Source organism: Longinema margulisiae, assembly GCF_025266855.1.
Taxonomy (GTDB): Bacteria; Spirochaetota; Brevinematia; order Brevinematales; family Thermospiraceae; genus Thermospira.
In genome coordinates this window covers 991,579-1,007,907 of record NZ_CP053071.1, presented here as the reverse complement: position 1 = coordinate 1,007,907, position 16,329 = coordinate 991,579, and the positions used below count along the sequence as shown (strand labels likewise).

Below are 16,329 nucleotides of genomic sequence, written 5' to 3'. Positions count from 1 at the left end.
GCTCGAAGGCCCCGACGAGATTATGGCAAATCAAGATGGGTCAGTGGTTCAAATACACCAGGGACATCGGCCGGAGTAAGTGCATCTGCTCGCTTGTGAAACTCTGGCAGAATTGCCTGGAACTCTTTGTCCAGACGAAGCTCACGGCTTGAAAAGTCTGGCTTGAACATCTCCATGGTCTCAAAGGCAAGTTGCTTGAGATTCTTGAAGGCTTTCTTCTCATTGAGGATCACGGTAGTCATAGCAAACATCAAAAGGCCACCGGGAATAGCTCCCAGGGCAGTGGTATCCATAGCGGGATAACAGATACGAACGGCTTTGACTCCATACTTCTGGGCAGCTCTATCCATGCTTTCACGCTGGAGAATCTTTGCCCCGGCAAGTGGTCCCATTCCATACACGGGATCGTCTTTTTCAAAATCATAGTCTGCAAAAGCCACAACACTCACGCCGCTTTTCAAAAGCCCGGCCTCTGCCAATGGATCAACCCACAAAGTGGTGGATGTCCCCATAAAAAGGTTTGTGCGTTCGATATCTTTTTCTGTAGCCACGGCTACATCCACAAGCCCCAGTTGACGAATATTCTCCAGTTTGCTAAAATCAGGGTACTGAAGAACAGGATGAAACGCCACATCAATGTCTTTCACCTTGGTTGGTCCATACTGTTCATAGCGTTTGGTGGCGCCGGCGGCAATGCCGTTGATGAGGTGAACAACCTTGTATTTCTGTTTGAGGGTATTGACAACCTCCTGGATAACCTGGGGGTCAGTAGCATCGGCATTCCACCACTGGGTATCCACTCCAATCTTGGCAGCTTCTCTTTTGAAAGCCTGGACATGGTAATGCCCTATCTGCATGGTTTCCCTGTCATAATGAACAGCATAGACAGGAATCTTTTCTCCAAAAAGAAGCTGAATGGCCACGGCCCTCAAGATACCATTGGACCCTCCGAGAAGAAGCACCACATGATCTGAAGGAAGCTGAATGCCCATGGGTTTTACTGTCTTAAGTTGCTTGGCCAAAAGTTCATCAGCTGCTTTCTGACCCTCTTCTTTGAGGATCTTAGCCAGTTCCCGGATGTTGATGCCTCCGAGAGGCTTTTTTTCAAAGGTTTGAAGTTCTGACATCTTTACCTCCGCTTTATGGTAACTTTTATCGATGACTTTGTATCCAGTCCTTGAGTCTATCCTTGGATATTGTGCCTACGTGAGTGGCCACAGGTTGCCCCTTGTGAAAAAGAATGAGAGCGGGGATACTACTAATACCGTATTTCATCGCTAAGTCACCATCCTCATCCACATTCACTTTGGCAAAAAGGACATCCGGTATTTCTTTGGAGGTTTGTTCAAAAATCGGAGCAAGCATGAGACATGGTCTGCACCATTCAGCCCAGAAATCTACCAATACCCATTCGTTGTCCTTCAAGGCTTTTTCAAAGTTAGCCGACTGCAAAACCTCCATACGGTCCTCCTTTTTTAGACCCATTTAGGATAAGAGAGATTTTGTCTTCTGTCAAATTTCGGGGATGGGGGTTATAGCTCTTGGAAGGGGAGTGATGAAAGAACCTGTGGCTATTTCCCTATTTTAGTCCCCTTCTTTTGGCTGAAAGAAGGAACAATCCTATTTGCTCAGCTTTCTCCTCTCCCCCTGTATCTGAGAAAGTATCTCTTTTAACCACGGTTGAGGATAGGCTTTCAAAAGCCCTGTGAGGATTTCTTCTGCTTCCTTATAGTACTCATCAGAAGCAAGTACAAGGGCTTTGGCTACCCCAACGAAAAGAGGGTCCTTCTTTTCAAGCCTCTGGAGAATGTGCATGGTTTCAGGATGCTTTTGTTCCACCACCATTTGCATACCCTCTGGGGTCTTGAGGGAGAAAAGAAACCTCTGTTCTATTCGTTTTTCCTGGTATTCCCATGCCTCATCCCGTAAAGAAGGCGGTAAACTATAGGCAAGATGAAGGGCAGAAATATAGTCCTTTCCCAAAAAATCCCTGTGGAGTTCGAGAAGTTTTTGAGTCTTTTGTCCGAATTTTCCCTTTTTGAGAAGAAAAGAAAGAATCTCCACGCGTGTATCCTTTCCCCGGCTGCGAAGTTCGGCGAATTGAAGGGGGGAAAAATCCATCGTTGAAAGGGGAAGAGAACTCTCCCAGAGGACTTCTTTTCCACTTTCCCATACCAACATATCCTCTACCGTCTGCGGCGAAAGATGAACCGTCGCAAGGTCCTCCGATACGACCGTGCTTTCAAGAAGCCTTTTCCATCCGGCAGGTTGAACCGCAAGGGGGGAATCAGATCCAATCATCACAAGATACTCATGGCAAAAATAGAGCCGCACCGAAGAAAAAACGGAGGCGAAGGTTTTCACAATTACCTGAAAATCCTTCACAGAGAGGTTATGGATGGGTACCCACTGAGCCATTATTCCACCGGGAACAAGCCTTTCCTTTCCCATGGCATAAAATTCTCTTGTATACAATACCCACGAGTCCCCTGAAGCAGGATGCGTCGCATCAGCGATAATCATATCATACCTTCCCCGACCGCGGAGAAGATAGGTGACCCCATCATCAAACACAATATGGGAACGGTATCTTCTCACCACATCATGATTGTAATTGGTAAAAAACACCGTAGCCCCTATCACATCCGGGCATATTTCTACATTGGTGGCTATCACTCCGGGCACCTCCATCACACTCCCAAAGGTGATACCTCCCCCTAAGGCAATAACAAGAACATTGGTAGCAGAAGGACTAAAGACAAAAGGCACATAGCCCAAGAAACGAAAAACGCGAAGAGAATGATAGTCCGTCGGGACTTCCCCAACCCCATTGATTTTCAGATGAAGAATACCCTCTGGATGGCGGGCGACACTTACCGTTCCATGAGCCCCTTCCTTGTAATAAAGAAGTTCACTTCCCACAAACTCTTGTGCCGCCATTCTCCCGATTTTGTCCTCAAATGGCAGAAACACAAGCCCTATGGCCACAAGAACAAGTGCCCAGATGAGTTTTCTTTCCCGTGATATCACGAGAAGCATACTTGCCACGAGTCCGCTCAACCAGGCAAGGAGTCGAAGAGTCCCTGAAATACCCATGTTGTCCACGAAAAAGAATGCCACAAGAAGAATTCCCACCACACTTCCTATGGTATTCACGCCGGCGGCAAGAGCGGTGTCACCCCCATCCTCCCCCTCATTCTTGTTGTGAAAGGCCTCAATAAACATAGGATAAAGCATACCAAAAAACACCACCGGGACACCAATCAGAAACACAGAAGCCACAATTCTCAGAAGAAAAAGCATTCCCACGCCTTCTCCTTTCAAAGGGAGAAGAAGGCTATTTATTCCCACAGAAAACAGGGGAAAAGCGGCATGCCAGAGAGAGATGCCTGCTTCCAGTATTCCCATCCAGAAGAAAAGATGCCCGGCCATTTTTTCTCTCCAGTGAGCATACAGAAAGGAGCCAGCCGCAAGCCCCCCAATGAAAACTGCAGTGATAATTCCATAGCAAAAAAGCGTATTTCCTGTAAAATAGAGAAGTTGCCGGTTATAGATGAGCTGATAGCCAAGGGAGGTAAAACCCGACAGACCAAAAAGTCCTAAGATGATTCCCCCCGACCGATAGTGAAAGGACACACTCTTCTTTTTCTGTGAACCTTCCTCATAACGGGAGAAGAAAACAAGCCCTGCTGAGAAAATCCCCATTCCTATGGCCACTGAGACAAGCAGGGAAGCCCTTGCACCCAGAAGGGGCAAAAGAACAAAGTCCATGATTATGACCCCAACGGCACTTGCGAACGTATTCCATCCATAGAGACGAGAAACCGCTGATGTGCCAAATACCCCACCCAAAAAGGGAATAGCCATACCCCAGGAAAGTGATGGCACAAACACAGAGAGAAAAGCGGCAAGATAGATCCACGGCTTTGGAAAAAGCCGCATCACCTCAAACCACGGTACAAACAAAAGCCCAAGTGCACATACCCCAATCTGCGTCCACGCGAAAAACAAAAGGGGTCTGCGAAGTTTTGGCAAAAGCCACAGGACAAGAAAACTTCCCACTCCATAGCCGGCCATCCATGCCCCCACCACTAAAGAAACCCCATAGAGTGTATTTCCCGTCAAAAGAGCAAGTTGTCTTTGCCAGAGAGCCTGGAGAAAAAGGGAGACTATCCCCACTCCAATCGCCATCGCAAGGCCAGCTCTATAAAGTGCGTTGTTTTTCATATTCTCTCCTCTTCCACAAGAACCCTATCATTATAGGAAAAAACCTTTCATCTTTCAAAAAAGACAAATCTTCAGGCTTCTCATCTTTTTTTCTTTTGTGCCGATAAACATACCAAAAGTGTCTAAACTTACGTTTCGCAGGAGCGATGATGAAAAGAAGTATTCTCTTTGTGCTTTTTTTTGTTTCTTCTTCTCTCTGGGCACAAACCGTACAAAGTGACCATATAGCCTATACCCTCTATAATCAGGGGAACGAAGCCTATATACGCAAAGACTATCCCACAGCCAAAAACTATTATCTTCAGATCATTCAGGGATACCCGGAGTCCCGTTATATGCCCTATGCCCTTTTTATGTATACCTATGTAGAAACAGATTATCCACGGATTCTGGATGCCCTTTCCTATCTGGTGAGAAATTATCCCTCGTTTCCTTACTGGACAAACGCCGTTGAAAAACTGGGGGATATGTATTACGTCATGGAAAACCACGCAGCGGCCATTGAAACCTATACCCAGATTACCACTGATGAGGCTCTCTATAAGTTAGGCCTTCTCTACCTTGCCAACGGATTCCAAGAAGAATCGATAAAAACCATTCAAAAGCTCCTCATCCAGACAAAAGACAAAGACCTCACCTATCGGGCTCTTCTTGTGTTGGTCAAGGCGTTGATGACCAAAGGGGATTTTGTGACCTGCTATCCCTACCTTCAGCGACTTGTGTCTCTTCGTCCGTATGCCTACGATAACGGATTACGGGCTCTCTATTATACCGCCATGTATTATGCTCAGGGGACAGACAGGGAGTCTCAATCCTATGCCTTTTCTCTGTTTGCTCTGCTTCGACAGATGTTTCCCCTTTCTGCGGAAGCGACACTTGCCAGCCAGTATCTTGCTCAGTACCAGAAAGCAGGCCTCTCTCCAAAAGAGGTTCCCTGGGTAAGTGTCTATTACACCACGCCCTCAAAGGTAACTATTCCCGATCCTGTTCGGGAACTTCCTCTCTCCGTTGCCAAGGAGGACGCCGCCATCACCAACATCGAAAGACAGATAGACAAACAGGCTCAGGTTGTCCGGCGGGAGATTCAGGAGTATGTGGTGAGGGTAGGGGATTACAAGGACCTCAGTGTAGCCAATCTCATTGTCACCGATATTGTCAAGGCAGGTATTCGGGAAGCTCTCGGTGTTTATTACAGAGAAGACAAGTATTTTGTTGAGATCCGGGGTTTTCAATCAGAAGAAAAGGCAAAAAGTATAGCCACACGCCTCATTGCTCTCGGCTATACCGACACCGTGGTTGTTGAGGTGGCCAGAGTCGTGAGATATACTCCCGAAGAGAAATAGTCCTCATTCTCTTCTCTCCTTTTGCAAAGAAACTTCAGGAAAACTTTTTTTGTCTTTTTCTATCATCAAAATAGGTACAAAGAAAATATGCCTGCTCAAGGATTTTTGTCACCTGAAAGGAGATATTTTTCTCTTCACCTTCTCTCTCTTTTGGGATAGGAAAAACTTCTTTTTCTTTGGTTATGTATCCTCTTGGGAAAAAAGTTTCCATGCTTTGTAAAAAATAAAAAAAACTATACTAAAAGTATAAAACTGAAATTTCAAAAAACACTCTTTTTCATGGTAATATATAAGAAAGTTAATTTTTTATAAGGAGGTTTTATGAAATCCCTTCTCAAAAACATCATCATGGGGGCTGTAGGAACAGTTGCCCTTGGTGTTACCCTTGTTTTGGCGGTCCCTCAGGTGCTCAAAATCATCCCCAACATGATCAATCGTGCTGTGGAAGAAAAAATTGAGCCTGCGAATGACGAGAAGCCATGGAGCCTTTCCATTGCCACCTTCCGTAATGAAGAGGATGCCCGGATTTCGGTGGAAAGACTTCGTCAGCTCAAACTTCCCGCTTACTATGTTCCCCGGTTGACCGCTAACAACAACGTCTGGTTTGATGTCCACATTGGAAGTTATACCAATGTTGATGATGCCAATGCGGTAAAGTCCAATCTTACCGCCACCTATCCCAAACTCCCGGTGGAAGTAGACCATTACAGCAACTATGTGAGTAACTACATGGACTATCAGAACGAAAAGGCCACCAACGAAAATTCCCTCAAGCGCTTTGAAGTGGCCAAAAAACCATCCTCCTCTGTTCCCACTAACATGCTCATGACGCTTTATCAATTTCCTGTGGATAAACGCTATTCCATTGTGGAACTCATGATGGGAGAATCAGCAAAATATGATTCCCTCTATCCTTATGCGGGATTTCTTGTCAAAAGCCGATATTTCCCTTCATCGGAGATGTTCTGGGAACTTCTCTCCCGATCTTTCTCGTACTCCTATTTCATTTGTGAGGACAAACTTTTCAAAGAAAGGATTGGGGTGCTGGTTTTTGAACCAAAAGAGACGAACCTCTATGCTGCATTACTGGAAAAGTATGAATCTCAATTGGGAGAAAGAATCACCAACGTTTCCTACAAAACCCAGAAGGATATTGTCCAGGGGGCACTCTATCAAAGTTTTACCAAGGAGAGTAATGCCATCTATATCTTTGTAGGAGAGAACACCTCCACCCATCATATTATTACCCTCAAAACCTATGACCTGAGCCTTTCCAATTTCTTAGTCCTTTTCACCGACCAGTACAAAAACAAGGAACTCCTTGTGTATCCAGAGATGATGAGAGGGCTTGCGGTTCTTCCAGAAAATACGGGTTTCAGTCTCCAGATGTTTGACTTTTTTATAGTAGGATGGGATTATGCAAAAGAAAGAAATAATGCTTGGTGGGCGCGAAGTATGGTGGGACACTGGGATTATGAGATTTTCTATGGAAATAGAAGTGGTGATTTTGTGAAGATAAGTTTTTTTGATCTCTTGTACCGGAAAAAGGCTGAACAGATCAACCGAAGCTTCAGAAAAGAAAAGGAGGAAGCTTCTGCGGTTCTCAGAGTATTTTATGGTATAGAGAACTTTGCTGTGAATTTTGGGGGAGATATCAAGGGATGGTATCTGGATAAACCTAATCTTAACGAGATTACTTTTGGGTTTGGTTCTTTTTTGGTAGCTGTAGATAGTTTCTCGCCTTATAAAATGACTTTTTCTGATCTCCGTGCGATCGCTGAAAAACTGATTTACAAAAACGAAACCTCAACCAATGCCCAGACCACAGAGGCTCAATAAACCCAAGGGGCGTCTTCGGACGCCCCTTGCTCTTTCTGTTAAAACTCATTTAAAATGACGTGTTCTATCGCAATAGAAATGTCGCCTTTTTAAAATAAGGGTAACCACGAAGAAAGGGGTTACCATGAAAGAGGTGATACGTATGACGAAAAAGGCGATGGAAAGAGCGAAGGTGATGGAAATGATCAGAACGAAGAAAATCACCCAGAGAAAGGGTGCGGAGAAACTTGGCTTAAGCGTGAGACAGGTTCAGAGGATTTACAAAAAATACCTTGAAAAAGGTGATGAAGGGTTAAATCATGGGCTTGTAGGACGCCGTGGGAATAACAACAAGGACGAAATCAAGGAATTAGCTCTTGAACTTTACAGGAAAAACTATCAAGGGTGGGGTGCGGTATTAGCTGCGGAAGAGATCGCAAGGGAAACGGGGGCCACAATATGTCCTCAGACGCTCTATAGATGGCTTCGTGAAGAGGGATTGTGGGAAAGACGGAAAAAGACCCCGAAGCACCGTTTACGAAGGCCGAGAAAGGCTTCTTTTGGGGAAATGATTCAGATGGATGGAAGTATTCATGATTGGTTTGGGGATGGAAACAAAAATTGTCTTACGAGCATGGTAGACGATGCGACGGGCAAAACCTTTGGTCTTTTTGCGACAGGAGAAACCACGGAATTGTCGCTTCAATGTCTTTACGGATGGATATCACGCTATGGCATTCCAGAGTCGATATATACTGACCGGAGGAGTGTTTATTACACCAAGCGACAAAAGACCATAGAAGAAGAGTTTGAAGGGGAGGAAGCGCTTACGGAATTTGGAAGAGTGTGTAAGGAATTGGGAATTGAACTCATTTTTGCCAACTCACCGCAAGCGAAAGGGCGAATTGAACGCTCCAATGGAGTTCATCAAGACAGGCTTATTAAACTTCTCAAGCATAAGGGAATAAAGACGATAGAAGAAGCGAATAGGTATTTGGTAGAGGAGTACTGGGACAGGCACAATGCCAAATACAACAAAGAACCTCTCTCAGAGGAAGACCATCATGTTCCCCTTCTGGAAGGGCAAAACCTCAAAGATATGGTATGTTTTTCTGTGAAGAGGAAGATATCAAGAGACTATGTGGTGAAACATAAGACGAGGTATTTTCAGCTTCCAAGACAAAAAAGTATAGCCTTGAAACCTGGGGATAGGGTAACCATCAAAACATGGTTAGATGGTTCTGTCCATATTTACAAGGAGAGTGTGGAACTGGAGTATTATGAAATAAGCTCCACAGGGCATAAAGTCCCCTCCACACCTCCCCAAAAGACGACATTTCTATTGAGATAAATATGACGACATTTCTATTGAGTTGCGAGAACGCCCCTTGCTCTTTCTTGAAAAAAAATTGTTTTCTCGGTATATTCAATGCAGCTACAGAGGAGCGTTTATGGCAAAAAACCTTGGAGATATGCTTATCCAGGAGGGTATTCTTGAACCCGCCATTGTCAAAAAAGCCATTGAACTTCAAAAGAAAAACCACAAGAAGTTAGGGCACATCCTTATTGAAATGGGGGCTATACGCTCTGATCAGCTCTATCACATTCTTGAAAAACAGCTTGGTTTTCCCTTTGTCCGCAGTATTGAAGAACCATACAGAGAAGAGGCCTTTCATCTCCTTGATATTGGCTTTTGTAGAAAACATGCCATTGCCCCTGTTCTCACCCCTAAGGGCAGTCTCAGGGTCTATACTTCAGAACCTATGGCTCCTGGTCTTCTCAACCAGATCTCCTTTCGCACAGGACAGAAGGTGGAAATAGCCTATGCTACCGACGAAGCCATTCAGGCCTATCTTTCCCATTATGAAGGGAGGCTTGCTCCTTCAGCCTCACCTTCTTCTTCTGAAGAATTTGTTGCTGAATCGGAAGAAACAGAAACCTCTTCTCCTGCGGTTCAGTTGCTTCAGCACTACCTTGAAGAGGCTATCAGAAGAAAAGCCTCAGATGTTCATCTCGAACACCTCATTCAGGGGGTGCGTGTTCGTTTTCGTATTGATGGGGTTCTCTATGATATTGATCGTCCCTCTGAGGAGATTTATCCTGCGCTTATTTCTCGCTTGAAAATTCTTGCCGATCTGGATATCTCAGAAAAGCGTCTTCCTCAGGATGGACGTATTACCATTCCCTTTGAAGATCGACAGGTCGATATTCGTGTTTCCATTATTCCCACCGTTAATGGAGAAAATGCGGTTCTTCGTATCTTGGATAAGGGCAAAGAGGTGCTTTCCTTAGATGAGATTGGTATGCCTGAGTTTTTAGTGGATATGGTTAAGCAGGCAGCAGAACGCCCCTATGGTATGATCTTGGTGACGGGGCCTACAGGGAGTGGAAAAACCACCACACTGTATGGTGTGCTGAAACACATTGCCCGATTCAACAGAAAAATTCTCACTATAGAAGACCCTGTGGAATATCAGATGGAAGGGATCTCTCAGGTTCAGGCTCATAGTGAAATTGGGCTCACCTTTGCAGCCGGGCTTCGCGCCTTTCTCAGGCATGACCCCGATGTCATCATGGTGGGAGAGATCCGGGACAAAGAAACCGCTGATATTGCCATTCGTGCGGCTCTGACGGGGCATCTTGTTCTTTCTACCATTCATACGAATGATGCCGCCAGCACCCTGACCCGCTTTGTGGATATGGAAATTCCCCCCTATCTTCTCACCTCTACCATCAATCTTGTTCTGGCCCAGAGGCTTGTGAGACGTCTCTGCCCCCATTGTGCTCAAAAAGCGACGCTTACCTCTTTAGAAAAACAGAGTCATCCATGGGTAGGTAATCTCTCTACTCACTGGAAACCATCCGGATGTAGTGAATGCCACCAGACGGGGTATAGTGGGCGTATTCCTATCTTTGAATATATTATCCTCAATGAGAAAATCAAAAAGGCTATTCTTGGCGGGCTTTCTTCCTTTGAACTCAAAGAGGTGGCCCGTTCTATGGGTATGCTGACGCTTTTGGATCATGGAAGAACCCTTGTGGAAAAAGGGATAACCTCTATCGAAGAGGTGGAAAAAGTCACGATGTGGAGTGAGTAATGATTTTCCAGTATGAGGCCTATTCTCCAGAGGGAAGCCATCAAAGTGGCGTTATTGAGGCAAAAGACAAGCAAGAGGCCGCCCTCAAATTGTATCAGCGTGATCTCGTGGTTTTTCATTTGAGAGAATTGAGTACCAAAAAACAGTCTATTTCTCTCAAGGATCAGATTCTTTTTACTCGTCTTTTGTCCAATGCCCTCAGTGCCCATATACCCCTGACGAAGGCTCTGGAAATTATTTCCCAGGAATTTCCTCAAAGACACCCCCTCAAAATGGTAACGTTAGACCTCATTCGTCGTATTCAGGGGGGAGAATCTCTTTCTGAGGCTATGGAACTTCATCCGGAGGCTTTTTCTCCCTTTGCTATAAGTATGGTGAAAGCAGGGGAGGAATCCGGGGAACTGCCAAAAACCGTAGAAGCCCTTCTTCATTATCTTTCCAAACGCCTCTCTATCTCTCAGAAGATCAGTTCTGCTCTTCTCTATCCGGTCTTTATTTTGCTGTTTGCTCTGGCGGTGCTTTTCTTTTTTGCTTTTGTCCTGATCCCCCAATTTGAACAGAACTATGCTCAGTTTGGGGCGGAACTGCCGCTGTTTACCCGCCTTCTCATCGGATTTACCCGTTCTCTCAGAGAGTGGTCATGGCTTTTAGGTCTTCTCATTGTTGCCGTTGGAGGAGGCTTTTTCTTGGTGAGAAACAGGTCATGGTTTCGAAGGGGAAGGGATGCCCTCCTTCTCTCTCTTCCTGTCCTTGGAGAACTGATCAATAAGGATATTCTTACCAAATTTTCTCGAACCCTTTCTGTTCTTTTAGGAAGTGATGTGGTTCTCTCTGAAGCTCTCGATCTTTGCCGTGGAGTGGTAGAAAATACCCTTTATGAAGAAATGATTTCCCGGGCTATTCAAGATATTGCTCAGGGGAAAAAACTCACCGATTCTCTCAGACAAAATCGTTTTCTTCCCCCTACCTTTCTTCAGATGATGAGTATGGGAGAAGAAACCAGCAAAATAGACCAGCTCAGTGAGTATCTTGCTGATTTCTATGAACGGGATGTCGATAATGCCGTTGAAAAGATCACCACGCTACTCACCCCTGTGTTGATTATCTTTATTGGGATTATTGTGGGGTTTATTATCGTTGCCCTTTTCCTTCCTATCTTTCAACTCAGCCAGGTGTTGTGAATAAGCGTATAGTACAAAGGAGTTTTCGCTGTTTCTTTTTTTCAGCTAAAGAGTTGGTATTTGCTGAAATAAGGTGATAGTCTTTTCCTTGTTGAGGCACAAAGTGATGGAGAGCCTTTGGTCAAAGAAGTGAAGAGAGAAAGGGAAAAGCACTTGATGAATTTTTTATATACTTTACAAAGTAGAAATCACCAGAATTTTTTCAAAAACTTTCCAAAGTCTCAAAAATATGCTATAATAAAGGTGAAGTTTTCGGGCCGTAGCGCAGTTTGGCTAGCGCGCTTGGTTCGGGTCCAAGAAGTCGGGGGTTCAAATCCCCCCGGCCCGAAGGGAAGGTTTTCTCAAAAGGAGAACTCTCCCTTCGCTTCTTGGAAAACAGCAGAAGAGAGTTTTTCTGACTTGACTTTTCTGCCAAAATATGCTATACTATACATCTCTTATGGCGGGCAGGTACCCGAGTGGCCAAAGGGGGCAGACTGTAAATCTGCTGGCACTTGCCTTCGTTGGTTCGAATCCAACCCTGCCCAAAAAAGCCTCCCTGTGGTAAGGGAGGCTTTTTTATTGTCTTTCATGACTTTGCTTATTCTAAAAAAAGCGGGCCTTGTGGCCCGCTTTTTTCTTCCTACGAAAGATTACTTGTCCTTGGAAATCATATAGCGGAGCAAGTCAACCACGCGGTTGGAGTATCCCCACTCATTGTCGTACCAGGAAACAATCTTGAAGAAGCGCTTTTCACCCTTGAGGTTATTCTGCAGGGTGGCAAGAGAATCATAGATAGAAGAGCGAGGATCGTGGATAAAGTCAGTGGAGACAAGTTCCTCATCGGTATAGCCAAGAATACCCTTCAGATATGTTTCAGAAGCCTTCTTCAAGAGACTATCGATCTCTTCGATGGAAGTATCACGAGTAGAACGGAAGGTGAGGTCAACTACTGAGACATCAGCGGTAGGCACACGGAAAGACATACCGGTGAGCTTACCTTTTACCGCGGGAAGCACTTCACCCACAGCCTTTGCCGCTCCCGTTGTGGAAGGAATAATATTGATAGCGGCTGCACGACCACCGCGCCAGTCTTTTTTCGAAGGACCATCCACAGTCTTCTGAGTAGCGGTGTAGGAGTGAATGGTGGTCATGAGACCAGTTTCCACCCCGATACCTTCTTTGAGAAGAACATGGACAAGAGGTGCCAGACAGTTTGTCGTACAGGAAGCATTGGAAACAATATGGTGGGTCTTGGGATCGTACTCATGTTCGTTCACCCCCATCACAATTGTCTTCACCTCTCCCTTGGCAGGAGCGGAAATAATCACCTTCTTGGCTCCAGCATCGAGGTGCCCTTTGGCCTTTTCAGAGTCGGTGAAAAGACCGGTGGACTCAATCACATATTCCACCCCGAGATCCTTCCAGGGGAGATCAGCAGGACTCTTGGCGGCAGCCACACACTTGATTTTGTGGCCATTGACAATGAGAAGATCGGCTTCCTCACGAGAAGGATCGGATTTTGCCGTCTCCACTTTGTGTTTGAATTTCCCATGAATAGAGTCATACTTGATCTGGTAGGCAAAGTAGTCAGCATCAGTGGAAACATCTACCACTGCTACGACATCAATCTCCTTGCCCAAAAGTCCCTGATCACAGAGAGCCTGAAACACCATTCTTCCAATACGACCAAAACCATTGATACCAACCTTTACAGCCATTGCTCTATCCTCCTTTGAATTTTCCTTTCTTTTGAAGGGATTTCCAGTATTTCAAAGAGTATTATACAAAAAAATGAGAAAAACCGCAAATAAAGTGCCATTTAGATGTTACGAACCGGCATAACAAGATAAATAAAGTGCTCTTCACCCTTCAGCTTAAACTGCATGGCACTTTCAGCAGACTTTATTTCTAAAATAACCCGTTCGCTTTTGATAGTCCGGAGAAAATCCATCAAATGTCGGTAGTTCATAGCAAATTGAATTGGCTCATCATGGTATTCTACCTCAAGAGTTGCTTTTGCTTCACCATACACCGTATGAGTACTGGAAAGATTCAAAACTCCCTTCTTGACATCAAAGACAATCTTCTGAACGTCTCCTTCGCTCATCACGGACACATTTTCGAGTTGTTCCCGAAACTCTTTTACCGGTATCTCAATTCGGTATTGAATGGTGGATGGCAAAACATCGCGGTAGTTGGGGAACTTCCCCTCTAAAAGACCGGAGAAGAAATACACATTCCCGATCTTGAAGAATACATTTTGTCCTCTCACCGAGAGTCTCACCTCTCCTGTGGAAAGCGCTTTTTTGATAATCTTCAAAAAAGAAGCGGGGACAATCACATTCCAGGTTATCTCTCCCTTTTTCTCTTCATACTCACGAGACATAAGGGCAAGTCGGCGTCCGTCTGTAGTCACAAAAGATAACCATCCCTCGAGACTTTCCTCCATGTACACACCTAAAAAGAAAACCTTGGCTGGTTCTTGTGCCGTGGCGTATTCGGTCATCTCGATAAGTTCGCGAAGAGTTTCCTGGCTGAGAGAAATATAATTTTCCCATGTGTATTCTTGAAAGGTGGGGAAATTCTCGGCATGACTCCCATGGAGTTTATAGTAAATACGCTTGTTTTCTGGTGAGGCGATAATCACCTCGTAGGGGTTGTTCTCTTCAGTACTCACGAGAATACGAGAAGAAGAGATATGAGAAACCACGTCAAAAAGCTTTCTTGCATGGAGAAGGATAGTGCCGCTTTCTTCCACTTCGCCTGTCATCTCCAGCTTGATGCCATGTTCCCCGTTATATCCCTGCATGATAACAAGCCCATCTTCACTCACAGAAATATACACGTTCACCAAGACAGCAAGTGGATTTCTTGGGGTTACCACCTCATTGGCCAAACTGAGAAGAGCATGAAACTCATCACGGTTGACGGTAAACCTCATAGGCACCTCTCCTGGCCCTTCCAATTCAGAAGGTACATTTTCTTCATTATAAAGCCAGGAAGAAAAAAAATCAAATAGAAGAGAAAAATACCCGTGGTATGGTTTGAAACCCTCCTTATCTCCGTATTATTCCACTTGTTTTTTTCCCTTCTTCTCCTTATGATATACGAAAAGGAGTTTTGCATGAAAGAACAGAAAACCATTCTCCTTTTTCTCGATGGGCCTGTGTATCACAAAGCCGAAAAAGCGCGACAGTGGTTTGAATATACCCTCAAAAGATTAGAAGGTTTTGCTGATGAGATGTTTTTTGTGGGCCAGAAGCCCGATATGGCACTTCCTATAGAAAGCCTTTCTTTTGCCACGGGAGAAGAGTTTCTCACCTGGGCGGAGGGTTTTCCTCTTCATACCCAGTTAGTTATCGTGCCAGCGTATGCTCCCCTTCTCCAGCGTTCTCTCTTAGAAGAAGCTCTTGCCAAGCATAGCCGTTACCTTTTCGATTATACCTATGCTGAACTTCCCTATGGTCTGATGGGAGAGATTTTAGATAATGGAATTGTTCCCTTCATCAAAAAAGCTCTGCCGCAAGGGATGCCTCTTTTTCGTCGAAGCCTCAAAGAGTGGCTTGGTCAGGACCTTTCCTCTTATGATTGCAATATCGTTTTTACCGATATCCGGCTTCTGGAGTATCGCCTGAGTTTTGTGCCGGAAAATCACTACCAGGCCTCTGTTTTAGAAGCCATGAGGCAGGATACAGCGTCTTTTGAGAGTTTGCAGGAAATACAATCCTGGATAGCCTCTCACCCGGCAGTTCTTCGACAGGTTCCCACCTATATTGAGATTGAACTTACCACCATCCATGAAGCTGATGGGCCTTTTGCGGACGCTCTTCCCCGAAATGGGGAGATGTTAGACAAGGATCTCTCTTCTCTGCTGAGAGAGCTTGACGATTTTGCCCCTGATGCGGTTATCAGTTTTGGACTTTATGGAGAGGTGTTCGCCTATACCTACTGGGATACCCTTGTGAGGGAGGTGCAGAAACGACCTGAGAGGCGTTTTCTTTTTGAGAGTCGGGGGATATTTCTTCCCCAAAAACGCCTTGAAGAAGTCCTTGCTTTGCCCAATGTGGAGGTTATTGTAGATATCAGTACGACTTCACCTCAGCTCTTTGAGAAGTGGAAGAAGCCAGCATCTTCTCTTTTCCCCTTTGAGGGCTTGAGTGGTCTTGAGTTTCTTCATAACCTTCCCTCAAAAGAACGTCTCTATCTTCAGATCACCAGAACTCACGAAAACGACAAAGAACTTATGCGTTTCTACGAGGTGTGGAAAGATTTTTCTCCCCGTATCATTATTAAAAAACCGGATAGTTTTGGTGGCAAGCAAGTTGGAAAACGAGTGGTTGACCTTTCGCCTATCAAAAGAACCCCCTGCATTGCCCTTCAAAGGAATATGGTTATCTTTGTCGATGGAAATGTGCCCCTTTGCCGTCAGGACAAGGATGGTGATTATTTGGCGGGGAATGTTTTCAGAGATGGTATCATGACCTGCTGGGAAAACCTGAGCAAGGCCTATGAAAAACAGTTTGATGGGGGGATAAGTACACCCCTCTGTGTTTCCTGTGATGATTGGTGGATCTTTTCATTTTGAGGGCGATTTTTCTTTTCGTGAGGAAGACGAACAAAAATTTTTTGAAATACCTTTACTTTTTTTTTCGTCGCTTTATAATATGTTTCTGTAAAAAG

The 16,329-nt window shown here is 44.9% G+C and carries 11 protein-coding genes and 2 tRNA genes; 8 read left to right on the top strand and 5 right to left on the bottom strand.

The window, feature by feature from the left end; translation table 11 throughout:
• Window positions 1–20: 20 nt before the first annotated feature.
• The 3 genes from BREVNS_RS04525 to BREVNS_RS04515 all read right to left on the bottom strand — a co-directional run bounded on the left by BREVNS_RS04525 (window position 21) and on the right by BREVNS_RS04515 (window position 4,227).
• A complete protein-coding gene (locus tag BREVNS_RS04525) occupies window positions 21–1,127 on the bottom strand; it encodes a hypothetical protein (protein WP_483427864.1) in 1,107 nt (368 codons plus the stop codon).
• A 25-nt stretch (window positions 1,128–1,152) separates the two neighbouring features.
• A complete protein-coding gene (gene trxA, locus BREVNS_RS04520) occupies window positions 1,153–1,461 on the bottom strand; it encodes a thioredoxin (RefSeq protein WP_483427863.1) in 309 nt (102 codons plus the stop codon).
• Between the two features lie 159 nt (window positions 1,462–1,620).
• Entirely contained in the window at window positions 1,621–4,227 is a 2,607-nt protein-coding gene (locus BREVNS_RS04515) for a spermine/spermidine synthase domain-containing protein (RefSeq protein WP_483427862.1), read from the bottom strand.
• A 149-nt stretch (window positions 4,228–4,376) separates the two neighbouring features.
• On the opposite strand from BREVNS_RS04515, the gene BREVNS_RS04510 reads away from it, so the two are divergent.
• The 7 genes from BREVNS_RS04510 to BREVNS_RS04480 all read left to right on the top strand — a co-directional run bounded on the left by BREVNS_RS04510 (window position 4,377) and on the right by BREVNS_RS04480 (window position 12,194).
• The gene (locus BREVNS_RS04510) at window positions 4,377–5,570 is read left to right on the top strand and encodes a tetratricopeptide repeat protein (RefSeq protein WP_483427861.1); all 1,194 of its coding nucleotides are present in this window, start codon (window positions 4,377–4,379) and stop codon (window positions 5,568–5,570) included.
• A gap of 321 nt (window positions 5,571–5,891) precedes the next feature.
• Window positions 5,892–7,409, top strand: a complete 1,518-nt coding sequence (locus BREVNS_RS04505; RefSeq protein ID WP_483427860.1) for an SPOR domain-containing protein — start codon at window positions 5,892–5,894, stop codon at window positions 7,407–7,409.
• 124 nt (window positions 7,410–7,533) lie between these two features.
• Window positions 7,534–8,739 (top strand): ISNCY family transposase, encoded by a 1,206-nt coding sequence (locus BREVNS_RS04500; protein ID WP_483427859.1) that lies wholly within the window; start codon window positions 7,534–7,536, stop codon window positions 8,737–8,739.
• A gap of 100 nt (window positions 8,740–8,839) precedes the next feature.
• The gene (locus BREVNS_RS04495) at window positions 8,840–10,486 is read left to right on the top strand and encodes a GspE/PulE family protein (protein ID WP_483427858.1); all 1,647 of its coding nucleotides are present in this window, start codon (window positions 8,840–8,842) and stop codon (window positions 10,484–10,486) included.
• Window positions 10,486–11,667 carry a type II secretion system F family protein gene (locus tag BREVNS_RS04490; protein ID WP_483427857.1) on the top strand — a complete coding sequence of 394 codons (1,182 nt, stop codon included), beginning with the start codon at window positions 10,486–10,488 and terminating at the stop codon, window positions 11,665–11,667. Before BREVNS_RS04495 ends, BREVNS_RS04490 begins: the two co-directional genes overlap by 1 nt.
• 253 nt (window positions 11,668–11,920) lie before the next feature.
• Window positions 11,921–11,995 (top strand) — tRNA-Pro (locus tag BREVNS_RS04485).
• 116 nt (window positions 11,996–12,111) lie between these two features.
• Window positions 12,112–12,194: transfer RNA gene (locus tag BREVNS_RS04480), tRNA-Tyr, on the top strand.
• A gap of 105 nt (window positions 12,195–12,299) precedes the next feature.
• On the opposite strand, the gene gap is transcribed toward BREVNS_RS04480, so the two are convergent.
• Window positions 12,300–13,367, bottom strand: coding sequence for a type I glyceraldehyde-3-phosphate dehydrogenase (gene gap / locus BREVNS_RS04475; RefSeq protein ID WP_483427856.1), 1,068 nt, complete (start codon window positions 13,365–13,367; stop codon window positions 12,300–12,302).
• A gap of 101 nt (window positions 13,368–13,468) precedes the next feature.
• A complete protein-coding gene (gene dnaN / locus BREVNS_RS04470) occupies window positions 13,469–14,590 on the bottom strand; it encodes a DNA polymerase III subunit beta (RefSeq protein WP_483427855.1) in 1,122 nt (373 codons plus the stop codon).
• Between the two features lie 183 nt (window positions 14,591–14,773).
• Here dnaN and BREVNS_RS04465 point away from each other — a divergent pair, with 183 nt between their 5' ends.
• Window positions 14,774–16,234: an SPASM domain-containing protein gene (locus BREVNS_RS04465; protein ID WP_483427854.1), complete on the top strand. Its 1,461-nt coding sequence runs from the start codon at window positions 14,774–14,776 to the stop codon at window positions 16,232–16,234.
• Window positions 16,235–16,329: the final 95 nt, after the last annotated feature.